This window comes from Kitasatospora humi (assembly GCF_020907985.1).
GTDB lineage: Bacteria > Actinomycetota > Actinomycetes > Streptomycetales > Streptomycetaceae > Kitasatospora > Kitasatospora humi.
The window spans coordinates 66,412-90,475 of the sequence record NZ_JAJJPA010000008.1 but is presented as its reverse complement, the minus strand read 5'-3'; the positions used below and the strand labels follow the sequence as shown (position 1 = coordinate 90,475).

Here is a 24,064-nt window from a genome sequence, read left to right as displayed (position 1 = left end):
ACCGGATCATCAGCTGTTCCGATCTTGGAGGCTTCCCGTGCACCAGCTACCCCGGTGGCGCCGCACGCGTGCGCATGCCGTCGGCGTGCTCGCCGCTGCCACGACCGCGCTGCTCTGCTGCCCCGCCCCCGCCCACGCCGCCCCAGGGGACCACGGCGACGTGAAGATCCACATGTCGACCACACCGCCCCGCTCCCAGCTCGACGAGGCGAAGGTCTGCTCCTTCTACCTGGCCGCGTTCGGCTTCGACACCGTGCAGTTGGTGTCGTGGACCGTCGACCAGCTGCCCCCCACCGGGACCGTGCAGGTCCTGACCGGCAGCCTCGTCATCATCAACGGCAACGGCCACACCAACGACCTCAAGCTGCGCGACGGCCGCTACCGGCTGAGCTGGACCTTCGCGGGCGAGACCGGCGGCGCCCGGCACAAGGACTTCGACGTCGACTGCGCCGGTTCCTCCCCCGCCGCCACCGCGTCGCCCGCCTCGACGGGCGCGAGCTCGTCCGCGTCACCGAGCGGCCAGAGCAGCTCTCCCGCATCGCCGGACGGCTCCTCCAGTGGCACCTCCAGCCGCGCCACCAGTGGCTCGGCCGGCGGCTCCTCCGTGTCGCCGAACGCCCAGAGCAGCGGCAGCGGGCCGGCCCTGCCCATCGGCGGGGTGGGCACCGGCACCGGCGGCTCCATCAAGGACCTCAACGGCATGGAGATCACGGCCGGTTGTGCGCTCGTCGCCGGAGCCGGCGGGCTGGTTCTGCGCAACCGCCGACGCGCCCGGCGTCATGAGTCGTCCTGATCGACGCACCCGCCGCCGCCGTCCCGGCCAACTCACGGTCGCGACCGCGGCGGCGGCCCTCTTGTGCGGGGTATGGCTCATCAAGGCCGGCGCCACCACCGCGCACCCGCCACAGCCCGAACCCAGCGCCGGACCCCCGGCAGCGGCAGCCGGCGTCGCCCCGCAAGCGGCCCCCGGCCCCGCGCTGGCCCCTTCGCCGCCGGTGCGGCTGCGCATCCCCGCCATCGCCGTCAACGCCCGTGTCGCCCCGGTCACCGTCGACGGCGCCGGGCAGCTCGGCACCCCGCCGACCGGGCGGCACGACCTCACCGGCTGGTACCAGGACGGCGCCAGCCCCGGAGCACGCGGCGTGGCCGTCATCGTGGGGCACGTCGACGACCAGCGCGGCCCCAGCGTCTTCTACCTCCTCGGACGCCTGCGGCCCGGTCGCACCATCAGCGTCACCCGCGCGGACGAGCACACCGCCACGTTCACCGTGGACAGCGTGCGCTCCTACCCCAAGGCCGCCTTCCCCAGCCGGCAGGTGTACGCCCCGACCGGCCGCGCCGAACTGCGCCTCATCACCTGCGGCGGACAGTACGACCACCGGACCGGCTACCAGTCCAACATCGTGGTCTCCGCCCACCTGACCTCGACCCGCTGACGTGCGGGCACTCGCTCCCTCCCCGAAGCCCCGGCCCTGACCCCGGCCCTGGATCAGGCGAGCGTGTACTCCAGCCAGATCCGGTGCGTCCCGTCCGCCTCCACGGTCAGGCCGCCCGTGCCCGCGATCCCCGACAGCTCCCCCGAACCGCTGCCCGGCACGACGGCGAAGAACTCGTTGCTCCGGTCGGTGCCCGACGTGCTCGCCGAGTGCGCGAAGTTGAACGCACCCCGGCGCCCGTTCAGCTCACCCTCGAAGGATTTCATCGCCAGGTACGTCCCCGTCCCGGTCGCATGGTCGAACGCCGCCGTGAACAAGGTCGCCGACCGGCCCGCGATCTCGCCCTCGAACCGCTTCTCCATCCGCGACACCCCGACGGGCACGTTGGTGGGGACGGCCGGCTGGGGCACGAGGTCGGTGGGCACGAAGGACTGGACGCTGAAGGTACCGGTTGCTCGCATGGGGCGACGGTACGGAAAGCCACTGACATCCGGGTCGACCCGGGCCCGGTGTTCGTGCGGGCCGGGACGGCCCGAGGAGGGACCCGCCTCGGCGATGAGGACGCCCCCGACCATGGCAGCCGTGCCGTCCGGGCCAGCCTCGGTCGTCGAAGGCAGATGGCCCACCGGGTCGTTCTGGGCCGCTCCCACCCAAACGTGGCCAGGATCGACTTTGATGAGGCTCTGTCGGGACCCATGTGCCGCCGGGCGCAACCGGCCGCCCCGATTGCCGAGTTGGCCCCCTACACTTCCTAAGCGCACATAGGGTTGGTCTCGCTCGCCGGCAACTTGAGCTCCGCCCAGACCGTCTTGCCGATCCCGTACGGCCGGACGTCCGCGCCCCAGGTGGTGGCGAGGGCCGCGAGGAGTTCCAGGCCCCGCCCGGACTCGTCGTCGGCGCCTGCGGGTCGAGGCTCGGGGAGGCGTCGGTTGGCGTCGGAGACCTCGATCCGGAGCAGGCCGGCGGCGGGGGTGAGGGTCCAGGTGGCGGAGACGTCGCGGCCCGGCGGGTACTTGGCGTGACGGCAGGCGTTGGTCAGGAGCTCGGAGAGCAGCAGTTCCGCCGTGCCGGTGGCGTCCTCGGGGAGCCCCCAGGCGTCGGCGTCGGCGCGGAAGGTGTGGCGTGCGCGGCCGACGCCGCGCGGGGCGCGGGGCGAGAAGCTCACGGTGGTGGTGAGGGGAGAGGAGGCGGGCTGAGGGAGCATCAGGGTCCTTGGCGGCACGACTCGAAGTCGGACTGTCACCCGAACCGGGCGCAATCCGGCTATTGCACCTTCCACGGTCGCGGCTCAGCCGTAGCCTGCGGAAGTGACGCTGCGGGTCCAGCTTGAGCGTGTACCTGTGGTGTACCCGCTGAGTACTCAGGAGGTGCCCTGATGAGCACAAACGCCGAGAATCCGGCGACGTGGCGGTACTGCGGCAACCAAGTGAAGCTCTGGCGCGAGCGGAGCGGAGTGAGCCGTGAGCAACTGGCTGCCGAGGCGAACTACGACTTAGAGACCGTGAAGTCGATGGAGCAGGGTCGGCGGCGACCAAGCGTCAGGCTGCTACAGGCGGCAGAAACCCTTTGTGACGCAAGAGGATTGTTGCTGGCGGCGGTCGACTACCTGCAGCCAGAACGGATTCCGAGGCGCACCAGGGAGTACTTCGCACTTGAGCACGATGCCATCTCCGTACATACGTACGAGCCCTTGCTGATCCCAGGCCTGCTGCAGACGCCTGAGTACGCACGAGCACTGATGGATAGTCACTGCCCGCCGGTAAGCGATGAGCTGGTTGACGAGCGTGTTGCTGCTCGCCTCAAACGCCAGGAAAAGCTGACTCGCACTCCACCCGCCCTTCTCGGGTTCATCCTCTACGCGCCAGCGCTGCAGACGCTGGTTGGAGGGCCAACGACGATGAAGAAACAGCTTCACCATCTACTGGAGGTTGGAGAGCTGAGGAATGTCAGCATCCAGGTTCTCCCGGCTGGTCGAGGTGCGTACTTTGCGCTGACAGGAGCGTTCAACCTGCTCGAAACGCCAGATCATCGGCGCTACGGGTACGCGGAGGGACAGGAGAGCGGAAACCTCTACTCCGACGCCGAGAAGGTGAGCAACCTCAGCCAGCGTCATGGCGTGATCCGCATGCAGGCTCTCAGCACTGAAGAGTCCGCCAGGTTCATCAGCGCAATGGCGGACGAACTGTAAGACTCGACTCCAACGAACCCCAGGAGTGTGCCATGGTCAAGGCCATCTTCAACTGGCGCAAGTCCAGTTACAGCCACAGCGGCGGCGGCGCCTGCGTCGAGGTCGCCGCCCACCCCATCGCGGTCCACGTCCGCGACTCCAAGGACAAGGCCGGCCCGCACCTCTCCTTCTCCCCCGCCGCCTGGTCCGAGTTCCTCACCACGGTCGTCACGCCCAACACCTGAGCACCGATGCCGGGTCCGTTGTCGCCGGGGGCATGCGTGCGCCCGTACCTGTAGGTCGAGCGTCTGACCCGTGCCGGAGTGTGGCCGGTGATCACGCATTGCACGCCTACCGTGGCCGCAAGGCCCTCTGGTCAAAGGCGCTGCGTTTCCGCGACGTTGTCCCACTCGGCGATCACCTGCTGGCTCTGACGAGCTAAAACCGGGCGCTGTGCGAGTAGTTGGGGCTCCGAGCGCCAGGCGTCGAGCTTCGAGCGCCTCCTACTGTCGAACGGCGGGAGGCTTCTTCCCACCCACCCACCCCTTGCGCCGAGTTCGGACTCAAGCACGGCCGCAAGCAGTGAATATGACTTTTAGTCAGCGATTGGCTACGGGGAGCTGCGGCGTGTACGGTTCGCCACGGAAAGCGAAAAAAGTCGACCCCCGCAGGCGCTAGCAACACCTGACGAGGGTCTGACCGACAAGATCGGCAGACGATCTGTGGCTGTTGACTACCCTACCGCCGCGCCCGGCTTCGGAAAGCGCACCGCGCCGTCGCAACACGCAAGAAGCGCCAACGACTTCGCGCACCTGCCCGAGCGCGAGGCGTATCTCGCTCACTTCATCGACCGCCTCCCCGAGGGCGCGGCGATCGACATCAAGACCCTTGCCCGCGAGCAACCCCGTTACGGGCAGCAGGCGGTGGGCAAGGCGCTGAAGGCGCTGTGCGAGGCCGGGCACCTCAAGCGGGAGCGTGAGAAGGTCGGCGACGGGGTCGTCCGGTGGGTGTGGCGCACCTTCTTCTCCCGCACCCCGCGCACCGAGTCCTGGTGGCACAACTTCCTGGGCAGTCGCCGCGAACGCCGGGCCAGTGCTGACGCCGACCCCGAACCCGGCCCGCCACCGCGCTCGGAGGCGTACCGCGCCCTGGCGGAGCTGGGCGGCGCCGACAAGCGCCTGATGCTCTCCGCCAAGGACTGCGAGGCGTTGGAGCCGCTCGCGGCCGAGTGGTTCGCGCGGCGCGTGACGCTGGACCGGTTCCTGCACGTGATGACCAACGACCTGCCGCACAGCGTCTCCGCGCCGGGCCCGTTCGTCCGGAGACGGCTGGTGGACAAGATCCCGCCCGAACCTCCGGCAGCCCCGACCGCCGTCCCGAGGTGCGCCGACTGCCGCGCGCCCGTCCCGCGCGCCGGTGCGCTCTGTCGGCGCTGCCGCACTGCCCTGCCGGACCTGCCTCACCCTGGGGTGGCGCAGCCGGACGTGGCCCAGCCGCCCGGTGTCCGCGACCGCATGATCGCCGAAGTCCGCGCCGTCGTCAGCAGAGCCCGCGAGCGCGGAGGTCGGGAACGCGGAGGCCGCGAACGCCGAGCCCGCGAACGCGGAGACCGGACAGGCGGGGCGTGGGAGAGCGCAGACCGAGCACCGAGCGCAGACGTCGGATCGGTACTCGCGGCCCCCCAGGCAGATCCACCCCCTCAGGGGACGGCCGCCGTGGATCCCGAGGTGCTCGGCGACGGGTGGCCTAGGAACAAATCGTTCGGCGCTGGGCGGTGAATCGCGTAGGGTGCCCGGGCTGGCGAGCCGGAAGGCGGGTTGTGGACATGGCACCTCGAACCGTGACGCGTGATCAGTTGTCAGGAGCGGCACGGACCGCACTGGGTGGCGGGCGGACGCTGGTGGCGGTCGAGCGACTCGCCGGCGGCACCACGAAGGGCGTGTACCGCCTGACGATGGACGACGCCACGACGGCGGTCGCCTACCTGTGGCACGAGTCGGAGAACTACTGGCCGGCGGCTGAGGGGGACGGCGACCTCACCGACCCGTTCTCGCCCGGTGTCGGACTCGACCTGTTCGAGGCCGGCCACGCGCGCCTGACCTCGCTCGGACTGCGGGTTCCCGAGGTCATCCTCGTCGACCGCGACCGTACCCACTACCCGGCCGACCTGGCGATCGTCGAGGACTTCCCCGGCGAGGACTTGATGGACCTGTTCAACCGCGACCCGCGCGCCGCAGAGCCGACGATGGCGCGCCTCGCCGATGCCCTGGCGGAGATGCGGCGCCATCGAGCGCCGTCGTTCGGCAAGGTGGCCCAGATCGACAAGGGGGGCACGTCCAGGGCGGCTTCGTGCGAGGAGGCAGCGCTCGAGTTCGCGCTGCGCTGCCTCACCGAGGCGGCGTCCCGCGACCGGAGGATCGCGGACGCCGGCAGCAGGCTGGAGGAGCGGCTGCGTGAACTCGCCGCGGCGGTGCGGCCCCGAGCCGAGTACTCGGTCGTCCATGGTGAACTGGGGCTGGACCACGTGCTGGTGGACCGGGACGGCAACCCGGTCCTGATCGACTTCGAGGAGCTGCTGTACTTCGACGTCGAGTGGGAGCACGTGTTCCTGCGACTGCGCCACTCCGAGGACCAGTACCGGCGGTTGGCGGTGGCCGACCTCGACCAGGACCGGCTCGCGCTCTACAGGCTCACCCAGCACCTGTCGCTGACGGCGGGGCCGCTGCGGCTGCTCGACGGGGACTTCCCCGACCGGGCGTTCATGCAGGGAATCGCCGAGTACCACCTGAACGAGGCGCTGGCACAGCTCCCGTGGTCTGGACACCCGCGCTGAGGCCGGGCGCGGCGCCTCGGATCCAGCCCGGGGCGCCCCGCCCTCACGCCTCCGGCGGGTGTACCGGCCCCGCCCTCACGCCTCCGGCGGGGTGTACCGGGCCCGCGCGATCGCGGCCAGCAGGGTGAGGGGGATCGCGGTCGCCGCGGCGGCCGCGAAGAGGGCGCGGTAGGCGTGGTGGTCGGCCAGGGTGGCGCCGAGGGAGGAGCCCAGGGCGCTGCCCGCGAACAGGGCGGCGACGAAGAGGGCGACCGCGGTGCCACGGGCCGCCGGCACCAGGGAGGTTGCCCAGGTCTGCAGCGAGGAGTGGAAGAAGGACCAGCCGCCGCCCAGCAGTACGGCGGCCAGCCCGATCCCCGGGGCGGACGGGGTGGTGGCGGCGACCGCGAAGCCGAGCACCAGCATCGTGCCGCCCGCCGTGATCAGCGCCCAAGCCGGTTGCGTCGCAAGGCGCTTGAGCAGCCGCGAGAAGGCGATCGTGCCGACCCCGTAGAGCGCGGTGATCCCGCCGGCGCCGATCGTACCGATCCCCTGCTGCTGCAACGCCGGTGCCAGGAAGGTGAAGCAGCCGAGCAGCACCGCGCCCTCGACCAGGCCCAACCCCATCACCAGCCAGGCCCAGCGCAGCCGCAGCACCGAGCCGAGCTGCTTGCCCGGGCTGCGCAGGGTGCCGGCGGCGCGGGACTCGGTGAGGTCGCGCATGCGCAGCACGGTGACGGCCGCCAGTGCCGCCGGGATCGCGAACATCAGGCGCCAGCTGAGCAGTTCGGCCACCACTCCGGCGACCACGGTGGCGGCCGCGGTGCCGATGGCCAGGGCCCGTTGCAGGTCCGCGAGGGCGCGCTGGCGGACGGCCGCGGGTACGGCGTCGCCCACGTAGGTGAGCGAGGTCGGCACCACCGCGCCGAAGAACGCGCCGGTGGCTATCCGCAGCACGGCCAGCGCCGGCAGCGTGGGCGCGAGCGCGGAGAGCAGGCCGCAGACGGACGTGGCCCACAGCGTGCCGCGGACGACCCGCAACCGCCCGTAGCGGTCGGACAGCATCCCCCACAGCGGCTGCGCCAGGCCGTAGGCGAAGAAGTACCCGCTGGCCACCAGCACCGCGTCGCCCAGCCGGGCGTGCAGGCCGGCCGCGACGGCGACCAGCATGGGCGTGATGGCGAACCGGTCGAAGTTGCTGAGGAAGCAGGCCACGGTGAACGCCGTGGGCACCTTGGCCGTTGGGGTCTGCGCACCGGAGGTGACCGGCGCGGGCACGGTGTCGGCTACGGCTTCGGGCATGGTGATCCCCCTGGTGGGTCCTGGCTGGTGACCTGGCCAGGCTCCGCCACGCGCCGCTGACCGGCAAGGACAGCAGTGGTCCTGTTAGTGGCGGTCACACCCTGCCGGTGGGTCCGCCGGGGTTCCGTCCAGCAGCAGTGGCAGCCGGGCCGCCGTCACCTCGTCGGCCGGGAAGCGGGCGACCAGGTGGATCCGGGAGTCCTCGGCGGCCAGCAGCTTGGACTGGCGCAGGAGCAGTCGCCCCGCCCGTGGATGCTGGTACCCCTTCAGCACCACCTGGTAGCCGACCACGTCGTGCCGGTCCCACCAGTGCGGGAAGTCCGGTGCGGCGGCGCGCAGTTCGGCCAGGATCTCGGCGAACCGCGGATCGTCCGGGTGCTCGTCGGCGGCCACCCGGAACTGGGCCAGGATGCGCGGGGCCTGCTCCTCCCAGTCCAGCATCAGGGTCCGCGCCGGTGGCCAGCCGAAGACCAGCCACAGCATGTTGCGACGGGCCGGCGGCAGCGCCGCACAGGCCGAGTACAGGCCCTGCTCGGCCCGGTTCCAGGCCAGGATGTCCCAGTGCTGGTCGAGCACGCACGCGGGGTTGGGGTCCAGCGCGTTCACCATGGTCAGCAGGTTCTCGTCCAGCGCGGGGCAGGATGCGGTGTCCTCGGTCCGCGGCGGCAGTTCGCCGGCGAGCCGGTACAGGTGGCGCTGCTCGTCCGGGGAGAGCCGCAGCGTGCGGGCGAGCGAACCGAGCACCTGCCGGGAGACGTTGATGTCCCTTCCCTGCTCCAGCCAGGCCAGCCAGCTCAGGCTCACCCCGGAGAGCGCGGCCACCTCCTCCCGGCGCAGCCCGGGGGTGCGCCGGCGCGCGGTCTCGCCGAGCCCGACGGCGGCGGGCGAGAGCCGCTCCCGGCGCGACCGGAGGAAGGCTCCGAGGGTGCGCCGACCGGCGTCACCGAGGCGGGGCGGGGTCGATGGCATCGTGGACCAGCCTATGTGCGTCAGCCGACGGCTTTCCAGGCGGCTCAGTTGAAGAGCCGCGGGCATCGGTGAGCGGTGCGATCGCGGCCGAGGTCGTGGAGGCGGAGATGCCGCTCACGCACACTTCACATCCTCCACGCCACCTCCCCGAATCCGGTGGCCGTGGTGTCGCCCGGCCCAACCCCCACCTGGGGGCCGGTGAGCCGGAGCGCCACGGCGATCCGCCCGTCGCCCCGCAGGCGGCTGGTGGATCGCGGAGGGCACGCCTGAGGGGGCGTCAGCGCACCCAGTTCTTCATCCGCTCGGTGTCCAGCACCATGCCGGCTGGGGCGGGGAGCTCGACGGCGTCGCCGAACGGCCGGCGGACCAGGGTGCTGTAGATGCCGTTCGACGGCTCGCTGTAGACCAGCGTCTCGCAGCTGTCCCGGTCGATCAGGAGATAGACCGGGATGCCAGTCTCCGCGTAGGCGCGCACCTTGTCCCGCCGGTCGCGGGCGTCGCTGTCCGAGTCGTAGGAGGTGACCTCGACTGCCATCAGGACCGGGGCGGGGTCGGCCCACTCGCCCTGGCCGGCGAAGCTCTCGTCGGGGGCGAGCAACGCGTCAGGGCGAGCCCGACCAGTGCGGTAGGCCTCCACGCACAAACCTTGCTCCTGGTACATCCAGAGTTCTGGGCACTGCTGGAGGCACTGCCTCATGACCCAGCGGATGATCTCGTTGTGGTCGCCGTCGGGCACGGCCTTGACCCCCAGCTTTCCGTGGATGAGCTCCAAGCGGATGTCGTCGCGAGCGGCGACCTCCGCAAGGCGCTCGAACTCCTCACCCAGCATCTGGGGACGCTCCTCGATGGCTGTCACCGGACCCTCCGTCCTTCACATCATCCCTGGGACTCCCAGCTTCTCGCACTCTAAAGCCCACCTACACCTCCACTACGGCTTTCGCTTGCTTGTCCCCCGAACGGACGACGGCGCCCGCCCCGGTGACCGGGGCGGGCGCCGTCGGCAGCGAACCCGCGTCAGTGGCCCAGGGCCGTCTGCACCAGCTTGATGACGACCAGGATCATCGAGATCAGCAGGTAGGTGCGCAGGGCGCCCATACCGACCTTGCGGCCGGTGGACATGACCGGCTGGGCGAGGGTCTCCAGCGGGGGCATCCGCCAGTTGTCGCGGCCGGCGCGGTCAGCGGGGCGTCCCCGGTCGGAGGCCGCGGCAAGGTCCTCCCCGGTGGCGGTCCGGCGGCGGGTGAAGGAGAACCCGGCGACCAGCACGCCCGCCACACCGCAGCCGGCCATGATGTCGAGGATCGCGCCCGAGGAGATGTCCGGGAACAGCACCGAGGCGGTCAGGATGACCGACAGGGTCACCAGGACGCCGACGACGGCCGAGGTGAAGGCGTTGGTCCTGGGCCCGTTGGCCCAGGGGCCGAGCACCTGCTTGTCGTTGCAGAGCAGCAGCAGGAAGACCGACGCGGAGGGCAGCAGCACCCCGGCGAGCACCTGGACTCCCTGGGTCAGCAGGCCCAGCGTGTGGTCGCTGGCGAGCAGGACGATCGCGGCGGCGGCCACGACCAGGCCGGCGTAGACCGCGTAGAAGCCCTTGGCACCGCCGATGCCGCGGTGCAGCGAGTGCTTGATGCCGAAGACGTCACCGATCGCGTAGGCGGTGGAGAGCGAGACCGCGAAGGCGCCGATGATCGAGGCGTCCAGCAGGGCGATCGCGAACAGCACGCCCGCCAGCTTGCCGGCGTGGGCCTCGATGCCCTTGGCCACGCCCGCCGCGTCGCTGAACTGGCCGAAGCCGTCGGTGCCGGCGAAGGCGGCGGCGGTCAGGCCCATCATGGCGGCGGCGCCGATCACCACGATCGCGATGCCGATCCACAGGTCGGCCTTCTCGTACTTCATGAAGCGCGGGGTGATGCGCTTGTCGATGACGTAGCTCTGCTGGAAGAACAGCTGCCAGGGGGCGACGGTGGTGCCGACGATGGAGATGATCACCAGCATCACGGTGGCCAGCTGGCCGCTGCCGCCCGGCATGCCGGGCACCACGAAGTCGTGCGCCATCTGCGACGTCTTCGGGTGAACCATGAAGTAGACCGGTACCAGCAGCAGCGAGCCGATGCAGAGCGAGACGGCCACCCGCTCGAACCGGCGGAAGGAGCCGGTGAAGGCGGAGGCGATGATGATCGCCGCCGCCAGGATCACCGAGAGGACCTTGGGCAGTCCGAGGTAGCCGGCCGCCAGGGTGACCCCGATGAACTCGGTGACCAGCGTCAGCGCGTTCAGCAGGAACAGGTCGATGACGCTGAACGCGCCCCAGAACTTGCCGAACCGCTCCAGGATCAGGCGGGCGTGGCCGACGCCGGTGACGGCGCCCAGGCGCAGCACCATCTCCTGGTTGACGTAGAGGACGGGGACCAGCAGCAGCAGCGTCCACAGCAGGTGGGTGCCGTAGTTCTGGCCGGCCTGGCCGTAGGTGGAGAAGGCGCCGGCGTCGTTGTCGCCGACCATCACGATCAGGCCGGGGCCGACGATGGCCAGCAGCGTCTTCAGCTTGGCGGACAGCCCCTGGCGCGGGGCGGTGTCGTCCAGGCTGATGGTGCCGAACGCGCCCTGGATGTCGCCGATGTGGGCGTCGTCCAGCACGGCCGCCGGATGCGCGGTGGCGCTGGGCGGGTTGATGCCGGGTGCGGTGGTGATGGTGTCGGTCATGACGAACCTCCCTCAGCCCCCCGATCAGGGGGAGTTCGGGGGCACGCAGCAGCTATCCGCCCTACGTGGGGTGCATCCGGGCAGCGTTCAGCAAGAAACTGACGCCACGTCAGAACAGCGCGTAGAGAAGGTGGTTACCGCGTGCCGTTGGAGTACGAGGACAGGCGGGGGAAGGGGCTACTGTGGCCCGGACTACTGCAGTCCATGTCTCTCGCCTCCTCCCGGCCGGTGCGCGCGGACCATCCGTCGCGCATGACGACACGGCAAGGAGCGGACCAACCCGCCTCGGGCAGGCCGGTACACCCCAACTCGTCAGAGCTTTGGCACTTCACGGCGTGATCCGGCACCACTCGCCGGAAGCCACTTGGGATCAACCCTTAGGTCGGGAAGATCTGTCCTGATCCGGAGCGTCTCTCGACGGTTGGGATCAGTGGCCTGTGTCCGTGAAGACGCCTCACCGAACGAGGTGCCTTCGAATTGCGGTCTGCGAAGCATCGCAAACCTCTACAAGCTTAGCCCCGGGGCGAACAGACGCTTGCCACATTTACCAAACCTTGACGTGTGACGCGGAACGCCCGGCGGGTGGGGGCGTCCACCGGGCATCCGTCACTGCCATGCTGGCGGCCATGATGATCCTCGACGGCCGGCCGGTGACCGCCGACGCCCTGGCGCCCCTGGCCCTGACGCCCTACGGGCACTTCACCACGCTGCGCACCGACGACGGCCGCACGGTGCGCGGGCTCGGGCTGCACCTGGCGCGGCTGGCGGCCGACTGCCGGGCCCTGTTCGGGGTCGAGTTGGACACCGGCCTGGTGCGCGACCGGCTGCGGCAGGCGCTGGCCGCCGAGACCGCGCCGGTGATCGCCAGGGTGACGGTCTACGACCCCGCCTTCGACCTCGGGCGGCCGGCCGACGCCCGCGATCCGCGGATCCTGGTCAGCACCCGGGCCGCCGGCGAACCGAGCGCACTGGCGCCCCTGCGGGTCTGCTCGGCGGTGCACCGGCGCGTGGACCCGGCGGTCAAGCACGTCGGCCTCTACGACTCGCTGCGGCTGCGCCGGGACGCCCAACTGCGGGGCTGGGACGACGTGCTCTTCACCGACCCGGACGGGCTGGTCGGTGAGGGCGCCACCTGGAACCTGGGCCTGGTGCGCGGCGGGCGGCTGGTCTGGCCGCGTGCCGAGGTGCTGATGGGCGTCACCATGCGGCTGCTCACCGGGCTCCACGCCGACCACGGCGACGAGCCGGTGCACCGCGACGAACTGGGCGGCTACGACGCCGCGTTCGCCTGCAACACGGCGATCGGGGTGCGCCCGCTCACCGCCGTCGACGGTCACCGGTTCCCACCCGCGCACCCGGTGCTCGACCGGCTGCGCGCGGCGTACTGGGCGTCGGAGGGAGAGGAGGTCTGACCCGCTCCCCCGTCCCAACCCGTCCCTGCGGAAGCTCGGTTGGCGATCCGGCCGGCGGCGGCGTCGATGGTGGGACCGGTGAGCCGGCCGGCGGCGTCGGAGGCGGGGAACTCCGTCCTCAAGCCCGCCGGACGGCCGCGCAGTTGACGAACCGGGCCGCGCCCGCCGCACCTCGGCCCGCGGCAGGGCGCCGGGGGAGACCAAGTCCGGACAGGTCGACGTGTACTCGTTGGTGGCCTCCACATCCACGAACGGCGCTCGGTGCGCAGTATCCCCATCTTGCAGGGTCAGCTGCATTCGGTCGCCCCTGAGGAACTGGCCAGCTGCTCGCTGACCTCCGCCGCCGGCGGAGTCACCGTGCCCCGCCGGACGGTCGGCCAAGTGCGCAGCCCCGGAAAACCTGTCATCGGCGAACGGTCCTCCGCCGACGCGTGTCACGCTAGGGTCGTGCGGGGACCTGCATGCCCCGAAGACGAGATTCGTACCGCGGAGGTCGGACGGTGCCCGCACCGAAGTCCCCAACAGCACCCAAGCCCGGCCCGCCGCGGCCCGTGCAGCAGTGGCACCAGGACCGCCCTTCGCCGTACCCGCACGAGCAGGACGCCCTCGACCACATCCGACACCTCATGCCGCCGGCAGAGCCCTACCGGGCCTGGGCGACGTTCTCCTTCACCGCCCGCTCCGGCCGGGTGAACGAGTGCGACCTGCTGATCGCCGTACCCGCCGGGCTGTACCTGGTCGAGATCAAGAGCCACCCGGGCCGTCTGGAGAACACCGGGTCAACGTGGAACTTCCACGGCCCCGACCGAATGCGCACCATCGACAACCCACTCCACCTCAACGACCTGAAGGCGAAGGAGCTGAAGAGCCAGCTTCAGTGGGCCGCAAGGAAGTTGGGGATCAACGAACGCACGCTCCCCCGGGTGGAGCCTGCCGTCTTCCTCTCCGCGCCGGATCTCGACAGCCGGCTCGACGAGGTCCAGCAGATCAAGGTGTTCGGGCGGGACGACCGCACGACCGGTCTCAAGCGCATCTGGCAGGACTTCCTCGGCCTGCCGCCCGACCGCCCCGAGCGCCGGATCACTCCGGAGTTCTCCCGCCACACCCTGCCGCAGCTGCTGAAGACCGCCGGGATCCGCCAGTCCACCGCCCACCTGCGGTACGGCGACGCCTGGAAGCTCGAGCCGAGGCCGCTGGACGCGGGAGCCACCTGGGAAGACCGCCTCGCCCGACGCGACGACGGCCTGGTCGAGCAGGAGGGCCGGGTCCGCATCTACCTGGTGGAGGCCCAGGCCGGTGAAGCCGTGCGCAAGGCCACCGCGCGGGCGGCGCGGCGCGAGTACGAGGTGCTGCAGGGCATCAACCACCGCGGCATCGCGGAGGCCGTGGAAATCCGGGAGCACCAGGGCGGTCCGGCGATCCTGTTCCGGCACCGCCACACGGACCTGCGCCTGGACCACTACCTCGCCACCTACGGCGGTCGGCTCACCCCGGAACTGCGCCTCGACCTGGTCCGCCAACTGGCCGAGGCCGTGCGATACGCGCACAACCGCTCGCTCTACCACCGGGCCCTGGCTGCCCGCTCGGTCTATGTGTCCTGCCGGTCGGACGGCTCCCGCCCCGAACTCCGGATCACCGACTGGCAGACCGCCGCCCGTGACTTCGACACCAACGCCACCCTGCTGCGCTCGATCGGCGGCTCGGCGCTGGATACCGGGCTGATCGAGGATGCCGCCCAGGTCTACCTGGCCCCCGAGACCGACCAGCCGTTCGCCGATCCGGCGGACCTCGACATCTTCGGGCTCGGCGCGCTGTCGTACCTACTGCTCACCGGCCGTCCCCCGGCCACCCAGCGCAGCGGCCTGCTGGAACGGCTGCGCACCGACTCCGGCCTGCGGATGATCGCGGTGGCCGACGGGCTGTCGGACAACCTGGACGACTTGGTCTTCCAGGCCACCCGGTCGGACGTCCGCGACCGCCTCGGCTCGGTGGACCGCTTCGTCGACCTGCTCGACGAAGCCGAGCGGGCCGCCGCCGTCCCCGAGCCGGCCCGCGCCGCCGAGGTCGATCCGCTGGAGGCCCTGCCCGGTCAGGCACTGGCCGGCGAGTGGCTGGTGGAGCGCGTCCTCGGCACCGGTGCGACCGCCCGCGCCCTGCTGGTCTGCCGCGAGATCGAAGATGAGGACGGTGAAACGCTCACCGATGAGCGGGTGTTCAAGGTCGCGCTCGACGAGGAGAAGGCCGAACGGCTGCGCGCCGAGGAAGCGGCGCTGAAGGCCGTCGGCGGTGGGGCGATCGTCCAGTTGCGCGGGGCGGGCCTGCGCGAGCTGAGTGGCCGCACGGTGCTCGAACTCGAGTACGCCGGCAAGGAGTCACTGGGCGCCCGGATCCGCGGCGAGGGCCGCCTGACCTACCACGAGCTGGAGCGCTTCGGGGACGACCTGTTCAAGGCGCTGGACCAGCTGGCGGCCAAGGGCGTGCGGCACCGGGACCTGAAGCCCGACAACTTCGCCGTCTACAAGCGGCGCGACCGCACCCAGCAGCTGATGCTGTTCGACTTCTCGCTCACGGACGCCTCGGACCGGGACATCAAGGCGGGCACCCGCGGCTACCTCGACCCGTTCCTGGGCTCCGTCCGCCGTCCACGTTTCGACGACCACGCGGAGCGCTACGCCGCAGCGGTGACGCTGCACGAGATGGCCTCCGGTGAACGGCCGGTCTGGGACGACGGCCGGGTCGATCCGCTCACCAACGAGGACGTCGAACTCCGCGTCGCCACCGAGCTGTTCGAGCCCGCCCTGCGCGAGGGCCTGACGGCCTTCTTCCAGCGCTCGCTGCACCGCGACATCGAGCACCGCTTCGACACGCTCCGTCAGATGCACGATGCCTGGCGCGACATCTTCCGGGCTGCCGACTCCACTCGGCCCACCACCACCCCGGCCACCGTCGGCACGATAGCGGAGGACACCGAGGAGGCCCGGGACACCGCGGCCCGCGCCGCGGACGCCGGCACCCTGCTGGAAGCCGCCGGGCTCTCGCCGCGGGCGGTCTCGGTGGCGAACGGGCTGGGCGCCACCACGGTCGGCGAGCTCCTGGAGGTCCAGCCGTACACGATCACGGCGGCCCGGGGTGCCGGCGCGCTGGTCCGTCGGGAGCTCAACCGCCGACGCAAGCAGTGGGCGGCGGCCCTGCGGTACGCGGATGCCCCGACAGCGCTCCCGCAGGCACCCCTGCCCGCCGATGCCACTGAACCGCAGGCCACGCTGCCCGCCGTCCTGTCCATCGACGCGATGGCCGACCTGCTGACTCCCGCCGCTGGCCGTCGCAACTCCCACCGGGAGCAGGTGGTCCGGCTCACCCTCGGCCTGCCGTCATCGGAGGGCGAGCTGTCGCCGCTCGGCTCCTGGCCGGTCCAGTCCCGGATCGCCGCACACCTGGACATCAAGCAGCCACCCGTCTCCCGGCACCACCGCATCGAGATCAAGGAGTGGGCGCAGGCCGACTGGCTAGGGCCGGTCCGGGACGAGCTGGTGGAGATCGTCGAGGCGGCCGGCCGGGTGATGACCGCGGCCGAGGCCGCGGCCGAGCTGCGGGTGCGGCACGGCGCCGTCGACGACGACCGGGAACGCACCATGGCCAGGGCGCTCGCCGTGGTGCGGGCCGCGGCGGAGTCCGAGCTGTGGGAGGGCGACGATCCCAAGCGGCCGCACGAACCCCGGCTCGCCGTGCACCGCCGTACGGACACCGTGCTGATCGCCGCCGAGTCCCTGCCGGGCACGGACGATCCGAGCCCGCGCGAGCTCGCCGACTACGCGGCGACGCTCGGCGAGACGGCCGAGCGGCTCGCGCGGCTCGACCCGCTGCCCGGCCCCACCGCCGTAGTGCGCGAGCTGCGTGCCGTCCCGGCACCGGTCGGGCTCGTCCCGCTCGCCGACACCCGTCTGGTGGCCCTGGCCGCCGCCGTCGCCGCGCGGACCGAGGTGACACCCCGCCTGGAGCTGTACTCCCGTGACCTGTCCCTGGAGCGCGCGCTGCGGATCTCGCAGGCCGGCGCCGGCGTCGGCGACAAGGGCATCGGTGTCGCCGACCTCAACGCCCGGGTCCGCGCCCGGTTCCCGGAGTTGGCGTTGTTCGACGGCGGGGCGGAGCCGACCCACGTGGAGTTGGAGGATGCCCTCCGCGAGGCCCGATTCTCCCTGGAGTTCCGGCAGGAGAGGTTCTTCCCGCCGGTGCGGGAGGCGGCTGTCTCCAGGACTACGACCGGGACGGTCACCAGCCTGCTGCCGGTGGGTCGGGCGCCACTGGACGACGACCCGGGGGTGCTCGTCCGGGCCAGGCTCGCAAGCTGCCACGAGCGCGGCGGATTCCTGGCGGTCACCGTCAAGGGCACCCAACTGCCTGGCACTGCCCAGGCGTTGGCCGGAGCGTTCGCAGTCCAGCGGATCGACCTCGGCGCCGTCTTCCTGGAGGAGTTCCGCGCCCTGGCCGAGGAGAAGGGCCAGGACTGGGCCAAGGTGCTCCGCGCCGACGCGGCCTCCGCTCCCGGCCGGGTCAAGCCCGGGCTGGCGTCATTCGCCCGTGCGGTGTGGCTGCGGGTCGAGGCCCGCTTGCTGGAACGCGCGGCTGCCCCCCGCACCGTGCTGTTCCTGCACGATGCGGGGCTGCTCGCGCGCTTCTGGGGGGAAGGCGGCCATGACCTGCTGGTCCGCCTGCAGGCCGCGGCCCGCCGCCCGGCCGACGCCCCGCACGGCCTCTGGCTGCTGTGCCCGGTGGAGGCCAGGAGCGACGCCCCCCGCCTGGACGGCCGGACGGTCGAGGTGATCGGCGGCGACGGCGAGCGGCTGCACCTGGACTCCGCGGCGCTGCGGGCCCTCCAGGGGTAGCCGCGGAGCCTGCTACGCCTCGTCGAATGCCATGTGCGCCTCCTCGAGTCTGGCCAGGATGTCCCTGGCCAGCCCCCGGAACTCCTGGTGGCAGGTCTGCACGTACTGCTGGGTGCTACCGAGCGCGCCGTCCGCCGCACGCAGGTCGAACATCGGCTTCCGGGCGTCGTGGGCCAACGGCATGAGGCTGCGGTAGTTCCGCAGCGTCGCGATCTCGTACGAACGGTCCGTGGGTGACCAGTCGGAGTCTCCCAGCACTGCCGTGGCGTAGACCCACGGAATGCGGGCGAGCCATCGCTCGTAGGCGCGGACCGGACGGTCCAGCCGCATCTCCGGCTGCATGATCACGTACCCGAGCGGTTGCATCCGGGCCATCGGCGCGGGAATCGATACGGGGATCTGCGGCCGCACCAGCTGCTGCCACTTCTGCCGCCAGTCCCGCAGGGTCGGGCCGAGGTTGAGCAGGCCCTTGAGTGAGAAGAGGTCCGCCGCCATGGGCGTCAGCACGGTGTCCGCCGCGATCAGCGCGGCCCGGTTGATGGCCCCCAGGTTGGGGCCCACGTCGATCAGCACCAAGTCGGCGCTCACCTCGTGCGCGGCCTGCAGGATGACCCGGTAGAAGGCGGTCGTCGTGCGGATGGCCGCCTGGTCGCCGCCGTAGCTCGTCAGCCAGGCCGCGGAGAGCTTGTCCTCGAACTTGCTGAGCTCCAGGTTGCCCGGGAGGAGCCACAGGCCGTCGTTGACCTTGACGGGGCTGACTGCGGCGATGTCCCCGGTGCCCTCCAGGATCGGCCGGACTGCGTCGGCGATGGTCTGCTGCCCCTCCGTGCGGGTGAAGAGCTTGCGCTGTGCCGGATGGCTCTGCTGCGCGAAGAGCTCGGAGTCCTTCCCCCAGAGTTCCTCGAGTTCCTCCTCGTCGAGGATGGCCGCCGTGAGGTTGGACTGCGGATCGAGATCCACGGCCAGTACCCGAACCCCCTGACGTTGCAGCATGTAAGCCAGGTGGTAGGCGAGTGTCGTCTTTCCGACCCCACCCTTGTTGTTGAACAGCGCGACCGAGATCACTGCGCCCTCCTCACCGTCACGAACCACGACGACTGGTCGACCAGGAACTCCGCCGGCGGATTCCCGTTGCGCTGGAGCGACGCCCTGACCCGGCCGATGCCGCGGCCGAAGCGGTTCACGTAGCCGAGCGACTTCATGGCGGCGGCGAGCGAAGGATTGCGGTAGTCGTTCACGCGGTCGAAGTTGTCGCTGCGGACCTGGCCGTAGGGCCCGCCGGGATTGGTGACTTCGATCCGGTCCTCGAACCAGGCGATGCGCGTGGGAGCGTACGACGTCTCGTAGTTGCGGTGCATGATCGCATTCATGCACAGCTCCCGGAGGGCGTCGAACGGGTAGTCGGGCCGCTGCTGCTCGCGGAATCCGCCCGCCTCCACGGTGAGCACCCGCTCGTCGTCCCTGGTGGCGCGGCGGGTGGTGGGGCCGGGCCGCACCCAGACCACCCCGTCGAACCGCACCGGTGGGGCTGCCGACGCCTCGACCCTGATCCGGATCACGGGCTTGCCCTTGAAGGGTTCGACCGTGACGGTCGTCGACGGCCGGTCGAGGATCAGACCGTCCTCGCGCATGTCGGTGAGTGCGAGCAGCGCACGGTCGCTCGTGTCGACCTCGTCCGCGGGCTCGCCGTTGTCGTCCACACCGATCAGCAGGTCACCGCCGCCCTGCCGGGCAAGGTCGTTCGCCATCGCACAGATCGCCCTGCGGATGACGTCCGGTTTCTTGGCGGTGCGCTTGAACTCCAGGCCGGCGCTCTCCCGGGTGCCGAGGAGTTCGGCGAGATCCGTGGTCATGGCGCCATTCTTCACGGTGAGGCTGACAGGGCGAAGCCGACCGGCCCGGCCCGGTCAGGTGGCGGACCGGCGGACGCCGCCCTTGCGGCCGATGCCGAAGGCGATGCGGTAGACGTCGGGGAGGTCGATCCGCTGGTCGGTGCGCCGCCGGGTCATGATGCCCAGCTCCTCCAACTGCCTGATCAGGCTGGGGTGGTCGGCGGTGTCGCGCGGGCCGCTGCTGCGCACCTCGAGCTCCTGCTGCGCGACGACCATCTTGTCCAGTTCAGCGGTGAGCCCCTTCTCGTTCCAGCACTGGCGCACGGCGCTCTCCTCGATCGGCACCTGCAGGCCCTCCAGCTTGCCGACGGCCACGGCAGCCCACGGGATGTCCTCGGTGATCTCGTCGACCCGCAGCAGCGAGGCGTCCCGCACACCCCGGCGGATGGCGTCGTGGTGCAGCGGGAGCTCGTGCGTGGCGAGGTTGTCACGGGTGTACGCGGCGGCCGTGCTGATCGCCTTGAGGAAGCTCCTCGGACTGACCTGCTGGTTGCCGTCCTGCAGGTGGTTGGGGAGCCAGGTGTAGGTGTAGCCCTTCTGCTTGGCACCCATGTAGCGCCCGGCGATGACGGCGAAGATCTCCTCCTGCCGCCCGGCGTCGGCCATGGCGTCGACGGGGGCGACGAACCGGCCGTCGCCCTCGTCCTGCCAGACGCCCGTCTGCTCGCGGAACCGCGCGGCGAGGTCGCCTCCGGCGTTGCCCATCTGATGGAAGAGCAGCCCGTACAGGCCGACGGTCTTCCAGTCGAGCAGGGCCGGGTTGGCCCGGATCTTGGACGCGTCGGGGAAGTTCCGGGGTGCGCTCTCGAACATGTCGGGTCGCAGGAAGACCTTGGCCCGCACGCACCGGGTGTTCATGCGCAGTTCCAGTGCGACCCGGAGCAGTCCGGAGACCAGGAGGTCGTCGATCCGCCGGGTGCCGTAGACGTGTTCGAGGCGGTCGAAGAGGATCAGCTGGACGGTGTCCTTGGCCCGCGCCTCGCGGTCGTGGTCCCACAGCCGCCGCTCGTAGGCGTCGGGGTTCTCCGCCACCCAGCGCACCCGGGCGGGCCAGTCCAGGTCGCGCAGCGCCGGATCGCCGAGGGCCACCAGGACGACGGCGTGCCAGATGTCGACCGGATCGGCTCCCGAGTCGAACAGTGCGCGCATGGTGCCGGGCCCGGGGTGCTCGTTGGCGCTGTCCCAGGAACCGAAGCCCGTGGTGACCGTCGCCCTGCGCAGCCGGGGCATCATGTACGCCGCGGCGGCCACGCCCCGGAGCCGGTCGTCGGTGAGCGCCCTGGCCCAGACCGTCTTGCCGGTGCCGCGCTCGCCCTGGACGACGGTCACCTCGGGGTCCAGCGCGAGCCGGTGGGTGTGCGGGGTGTAGAGCAACCGCAGGTTGGGCTCGACGGAGTCCGCTTCGAAGGTGGCTCCGGCCGCCGTGATCAGCAGGTCCCGGTACTGGGCCGGGGAGAGGTCGGTCACGCTGACTCCGTCCGCGCTTCGGGCATCAGGCGCTCGACCCTGCCGAGGAAGGCGCCGTAGGCGTTGGCGATGTGCGGCAGCGCTATCCAGTCCCGGTCGAGCGCCGGGTCGAGCCCCACCAGCTCGTTGCTGAAGTAGATCGGGATCGGGGCGTGCGGCGCGTTCTCGTCCTCCAGCGGCGGGTTGAACGCGTCGAAGTCGACGCCCTCCTCGTCGTCGTAGAGCAGGCCGAACTGCTCCTGCGCGTTGTCCCGCAGCACGTGCAGCCGCTCCTCCGAGCCGACCGCCGGCATCATCGCCGCGACCAGGCGCAGCCGCTCGCGCACCCGGGCGGCGCTGCCCGTGCGCCGCCACTGGTCGAAGAGCATGCCGTAGCCCGCCCAGGTGCCCGGGTTGTCGACCGCGAAGAGCAGCGCCAACCCGCTCAGCTGGGTGATGGTGACCGCGGCGATGTCGTGGATGCCCGCCCGGCTGTCCAGCAGCACGACGTCCGGCCGCCGGCTGAGGCGTGCGACCTGGTCCTCGCAGGCGGTGATGGCCGCGTCGAGCCGCTCGGCGAAGGTGCGCGGCCCGCTGCCGTCCGCGGCGGGCGGCAGGTCGCTGTAGATCCGGTTCAGTTTGGCGAGGAACTCGTAGCCCTCGCGCGGTCGCCCGCCGGCCGGGGCCAGCCACACCTCTCCGTTGCCGCTCATCGGCAGCACCGAGCTGCGGCAGACCAGGTCCAGGTCGTCCCCGCCTCCGACGGCGGCCTCCACCAGGTGGTCGACGACCCCGAAGTCGGGCAGCTGGCCCGGCTCCTGGAGCAGCCCGGAGACGCCCGGGGACTCCAGGTCGAGGTCGACGACCAGGACGCAGCGCCCCTGGTCGGCGAGGTGTCGGGCGAGCACGGTCGTGGCGGTGGAGCGGCCCACGCCGCCCTTGAAGCCGTAGAGGGCCACCCGCCGGTTCTCGGCCGCGCCGTCCGCGTGCGGGGGCCGCAGCCAGTCCGCACCGACGACGGTCCGTTCCAGCAGGCTGAGCCGCCCGGTGCCGCCACCGGGCGGCCGCTCGGCGATCACCGTCACGTCCGGCGAGTCGAGCAGCACCTCGGCGGCGAACATGCTGAGCGCGCGCTGCACCGGGGTCTTGCCGGTGAACGGGCGCGTGGCCTCGGTGAACTCCTCCTTGAGGGAGGTCAGGGCGCCCTCATCGCCGGCGTTCCCATCCTCCCGGTCGTCGATGACCAGGCTGAGGCGCCCGAGCAGGTCGCGGACGAGCAGCACGTCCCAACCGGTGCCGGCCACCCGCTCGGCAACGGACAGCCCCGCCTGCCATGCCTCGTCGAAGCGGGCGTTCCGGTTCATATCGCTCCTGTGGTGCTCAGGTCCACGTAGGCACCGCAGATGGTGCGTGCGGCGGTGAGATGCCTGGTGACGGTGTCCGCCGCTATGGTCTCACCGTCCGCGTAGCGGCCGGCGACGTCCCACCCCTCGAAGTGGTTCTCGTCGGGGAGCTTGGACATGATCAACTGGCCGACCCGCCCGACCGCCAGCGCCTCCAAGTGGCCCCACAGGTCGGGGAGGTGGCCGTGCTCGTACTCCTTGCGGTCCTGCCTGGGCCGTCGCTGCGCGTCGTGCAGCGCGGGGTTGTAGGGCCGGCCCCTGTCATTGAGCTCGGAGCCCAGGTGATCCATCAGGATCGCCTTCAACGCGCACTCGGCGGCCAGCCCGGCCAGGTGGTCGGCGGGGCCGCGCAGCTGCTTCTGATCGGCCAGCACCGCGGCCGAGTAGTGACCGATGGCGGCGGGCCCGAAGGCCGGCGGGAGCGTCTCGTCAGCGGTGGCGTCGGTCACGTTGATCACCATAGCCACAACAGAGCCGCTGGCGAGGGGTTTTCGGCCAGACCGGCGGCGCTCGTACGACGGCGGACCGGCCGGCACCTCCGCCGGCCGGCTCCCGCTGCTCACCTGGGCGGATTCGACCGAGCCGCTGGCGTGGGCAGCCCCCACACGGACAACTGAGCGGGGACGGCTTGCGTCTGACGGGCCCCCAGGGGCCAGCAGCGAGGCATATTAGCCAGGATGGATGGAAAACAAGACAACCGCCAGTTGCATTCATGCCAGCTAATGACATGACGGACCATCAGTGCCTGAATGGAGCACGCCCGGTTCCACTTCACCGACGAACGGACCGATGGACCATGAGGACGCTCTCCCGAGTGCTCGGCACCGTCGCGGCTGCCGGCACCATGCTGCTGGCCGCCACCATCCCCGCCTCGGCGGCAACGCCCGCTCAGGCCGACTACTACGGCGAGGCGGTGGCGAGCACGGCCGCCGGAGCCAAGCAAGCGGCCCTGAGCGACGCCTACGCGCTGGCCGCCGCAGCCGGCTTCAACAGCAGCCAGTGCCTGCCGCTCGGCGTCACGCAGGCCAGCCTGGACAACCCGTACCTGAGCCCGCGCGCGGCCCGCTCGGCCGCCGCTCCCCAGCTGCCGCCCCCCGGCAGCACCTGGGACGGCACCGCCCAGGTCCAGTGCACCACCCAGCCGGCGCCCGGCACGGTCAACCTCAACCGCTACAACGGCCCGGAGCACATGAGCACCATCGGTCCGATCCCGGCCGGATACTACCTGGAGGGCAGCCTCGGCTGGCTCTACAGCAGCCCGCAGCCCGGGACCATCCCGCTCTACATGTGCAAGGTCCTGGGAACGGTGGACACCTTCACCTCGCAGGCCTCCAACTGCGAGGGCCAGCAGTACCTCGGGCAGCTCGGCTACATCAACACCGCACCGCCGGCCGGCGTGGCCAGCCGCGTGGTGCGGCGCTGCCGGGTCGGCTCGGAGCACTTCGACTCCAACGACATCAACTGCGAGGGCCAGATCGCCGAGGGCATCCTCGGCTATTCGCTCGACTGATCCCCGTCAGCCGCGCCCGACCGGAGTCCCCACGGGGCTACGGCCGGGCGCGGGCAGACCAGTTGCCGTCCGAGGCCGGGCCCGTCCCGGCCGCGGACCGCGGCCTGTCCGGCCTCGGACGGCGAC

General features: G+C 71.3%; 20 protein-coding genes and 1 riboswitch. Of the genes, 9 read left to right on the top strand and 11 right to left on the bottom strand.

The window, feature by feature from the left end; translation table 11 throughout:
• Positions 1 to 37 precede the first annotated feature (37 nt).
• On the top strand, positions 38 to 793 hold the full coding sequence (locus LN042_RS10875) for a hypothetical protein (protein ID WP_230050908.1): 756 nt from the start codon (positions 38 to 40) through the stop codon (positions 791 to 793).
• The gene (locus tag LN042_RS10870) at positions 780 to 1,436 is read left to right on the top strand and encodes a class F sortase (RefSeq protein ID WP_230050907.1); all 657 of its coding nucleotides are present in this window, start codon (positions 780 to 782) and stop codon (positions 1,434 to 1,436) included. The genes LN042_RS10875 and LN042_RS10870 overlap by 14 nt, the downstream gene beginning before the upstream one ends.
• 53 nt (positions 1,437 to 1,489) lie before the next feature.
• Here LN042_RS10870 and LN042_RS10865 read toward each other — a convergent pair whose 3' ends face one another.
• Together LN042_RS10865 and LN042_RS10860 are read right to left on the bottom strand one after the other, a co-directional pair.
• Complete coding sequence (locus LN042_RS10865; protein WP_230050905.1) at positions 1,490 to 1,897, bottom strand: DUF3224 domain-containing protein; 408 nt, start codon at positions 1,895 to 1,897, stop codon at positions 1,490 to 1,492.
• 290 nt (positions 1,898 to 2,187) lie between these two features.
• Entirely contained in the window at positions 2,188 to 2,640 is a 453-nt protein-coding gene (locus LN042_RS10860) for an ATP-binding protein (protein ID WP_230050903.1), read from the bottom strand.
• A gap of 171 nt (positions 2,641 to 2,811) precedes the next feature.
• On the opposite strand from LN042_RS10860, the gene LN042_RS10855 reads away from it, so the two are divergent.
• The 4 genes from LN042_RS10855 (at position 2,812) to LN042_RS10840 (ending at position 6,436) form a co-directional block, all read left to right on the top strand.
• Positions 2,812 to 3,624 carry a helix-turn-helix domain-containing protein gene (locus tag LN042_RS10855; RefSeq protein WP_230050902.1) on the top strand — a complete coding sequence of 271 codons (813 nt, stop codon included), beginning with the start codon at positions 2,812 to 2,814 and terminating at the stop codon, positions 3,622 to 3,624.
• Between the two features lie 32 nt (positions 3,625 to 3,656).
• Positions 3,657 to 3,848 carry a DUF397 domain-containing protein gene (locus LN042_RS10850; protein WP_230050900.1) on the top strand — a complete coding sequence of 64 codons (192 nt, stop codon included), beginning with the start codon at positions 3,657 to 3,659 and terminating at the stop codon, positions 3,846 to 3,848.
• Positions 3,849 to 4,325: 477 nt separating this feature from the next.
• Positions 4,326 to 5,381 (top strand): hypothetical protein, encoded by a 1,056-nt coding sequence (locus LN042_RS10845; RefSeq protein WP_230050898.1) that lies wholly within the window; start codon positions 4,326 to 4,328, stop codon positions 5,379 to 5,381.
• Positions 5,382 to 5,428: 47 nt separating this feature from the next.
• On the top strand, positions 5,429 to 6,436 hold the full coding sequence (locus LN042_RS10840) for a phosphotransferase family protein (RefSeq protein WP_230050897.1): 1,008 nt from the start codon (positions 5,429 to 5,431) through the stop codon (positions 6,434 to 6,436).
• A gap of 75 nt (positions 6,437 to 6,511) precedes the next feature.
• On the opposite strand, the gene LN042_RS10835 is transcribed toward LN042_RS10840, so the two are convergent.
• From LN042_RS10835 to LN042_RS10820, 4 genes are all read right to left on the bottom strand, one after another.
• Complete coding sequence (locus LN042_RS10835; RefSeq protein WP_230050895.1) at positions 6,512 to 7,717, bottom strand: MFS transporter; 1,206 nt, start codon at positions 7,715 to 7,717, stop codon at positions 6,512 to 6,514.
• 84 nt (positions 7,718 to 7,801) lie between these two features.
• Positions 7,802 to 8,686, bottom strand: coding sequence for a helix-turn-helix transcriptional regulator (locus LN042_RS10830; protein ID WP_230050893.1), 885 nt, complete (start codon positions 8,684 to 8,686; stop codon positions 7,802 to 7,804).
• A 277-nt stretch (positions 8,687 to 8,963) separates the two neighbouring features.
• Positions 8,964 to 9,542: a Uma2 family endonuclease gene (locus tag LN042_RS10825; protein ID WP_230050892.1), complete on the bottom strand. Its 579-nt coding sequence runs from the start codon at positions 9,540 to 9,542 to the stop codon at positions 8,964 to 8,966.
• 158 nt (positions 9,543 to 9,700) lie between these two features.
• Positions 9,701 to 11,392: an NRAMP family divalent metal transporter gene (locus LN042_RS10820; protein ID WP_230050890.1), complete on the bottom strand. Its 1,692-nt coding sequence runs from the start codon at positions 11,390 to 11,392 to the stop codon at positions 9,701 to 9,703.
• A 296-nt stretch (positions 11,393 to 11,688) separates the two neighbouring features.
• Positions 11,689 to 11,865: riboswitch (M-box (ykoK) riboswitch) on the bottom strand.
• A gap of 153 nt (positions 11,866 to 12,018) precedes the next feature.
• On the opposite strand from LN042_RS10820, the gene LN042_RS10815 reads away from it, so the two are divergent.
• Positions 12,019 to 12,804 carry an aminotransferase class IV gene (locus tag LN042_RS10815; RefSeq protein ID WP_230050888.1) on the top strand — a complete coding sequence of 262 codons (786 nt, stop codon included), beginning with the start codon at positions 12,019 to 12,021 and terminating at the stop codon, positions 12,802 to 12,804.
• A gap of 500 nt (positions 12,805 to 13,304) precedes the next feature.
• Complete coding sequence (pglW, locus tag LN042_RS10810; protein ID WP_230050887.1) at positions 13,305 to 17,687, top strand: BREX system serine/threonine kinase PglW; 4,383 nt, start codon at positions 13,305 to 13,307, stop codon at positions 17,685 to 17,687.
• A gap of 12 nt (positions 17,688 to 17,699) precedes the next feature.
• Here pglW and LN042_RS10805 read toward each other — a convergent pair whose 3' ends face one another.
• From LN042_RS10805 to LN042_RS10785, 5 genes are read right to left on the bottom strand one after another with little or no spacing between them, the layout of a single operon-like run.
• Positions 17,700 to 18,752, bottom strand: coding sequence for a ParA family protein (locus LN042_RS10805; RefSeq protein WP_230050885.1), 1,053 nt, complete (start codon positions 18,750 to 18,752; stop codon positions 17,700 to 17,702).
• Positions 18,749 to 19,540: an RNA/DNA-binding domain-containing protein gene (locus LN042_RS10800; RefSeq protein WP_230050883.1), complete on the bottom strand. Its 792-nt coding sequence runs from the start codon at positions 19,538 to 19,540 to the stop codon at positions 18,749 to 18,751. The genes LN042_RS10805 and LN042_RS10800 overlap by 4 nt, the downstream gene beginning before the upstream one ends.
• A gap of 54 nt (positions 19,541 to 19,594) precedes the next feature.
• Entirely contained in the window at positions 19,595 to 21,046 is a 1,452-nt protein-coding gene (locus LN042_RS10795) for a hypothetical protein (protein ID WP_230050882.1), read from the bottom strand.
• Positions 21,043 to 22,389, bottom strand: a complete 1,347-nt coding sequence (locus LN042_RS10790; protein WP_230050880.1) for a KGGVGR-motif variant AAA ATPase — start codon at positions 22,387 to 22,389, stop codon at positions 21,043 to 21,045. Before LN042_RS10790 ends, LN042_RS10795 begins: the two co-directional genes overlap by 4 nt.
• Entirely contained in the window at positions 22,386 to 22,877 is a 492-nt protein-coding gene (locus LN042_RS10785; protein WP_230050878.1) for a hypothetical protein, read from the bottom strand. The genes LN042_RS10790 and LN042_RS10785 overlap by 4 nt, the downstream gene beginning before the upstream one ends.
• A gap of 347 nt (positions 22,878 to 23,224) precedes the next feature.
• On the opposite strand from LN042_RS10785, the gene LN042_RS10780 reads away from it, so the two are divergent.
• Positions 23,225 to 23,938, top strand: coding sequence for a hypothetical protein (locus LN042_RS10780; RefSeq protein ID WP_230050877.1), 714 nt, complete (start codon positions 23,225 to 23,227; stop codon positions 23,936 to 23,938).
• Positions 23,939 to 24,064: the final 126 nt, after the last annotated feature.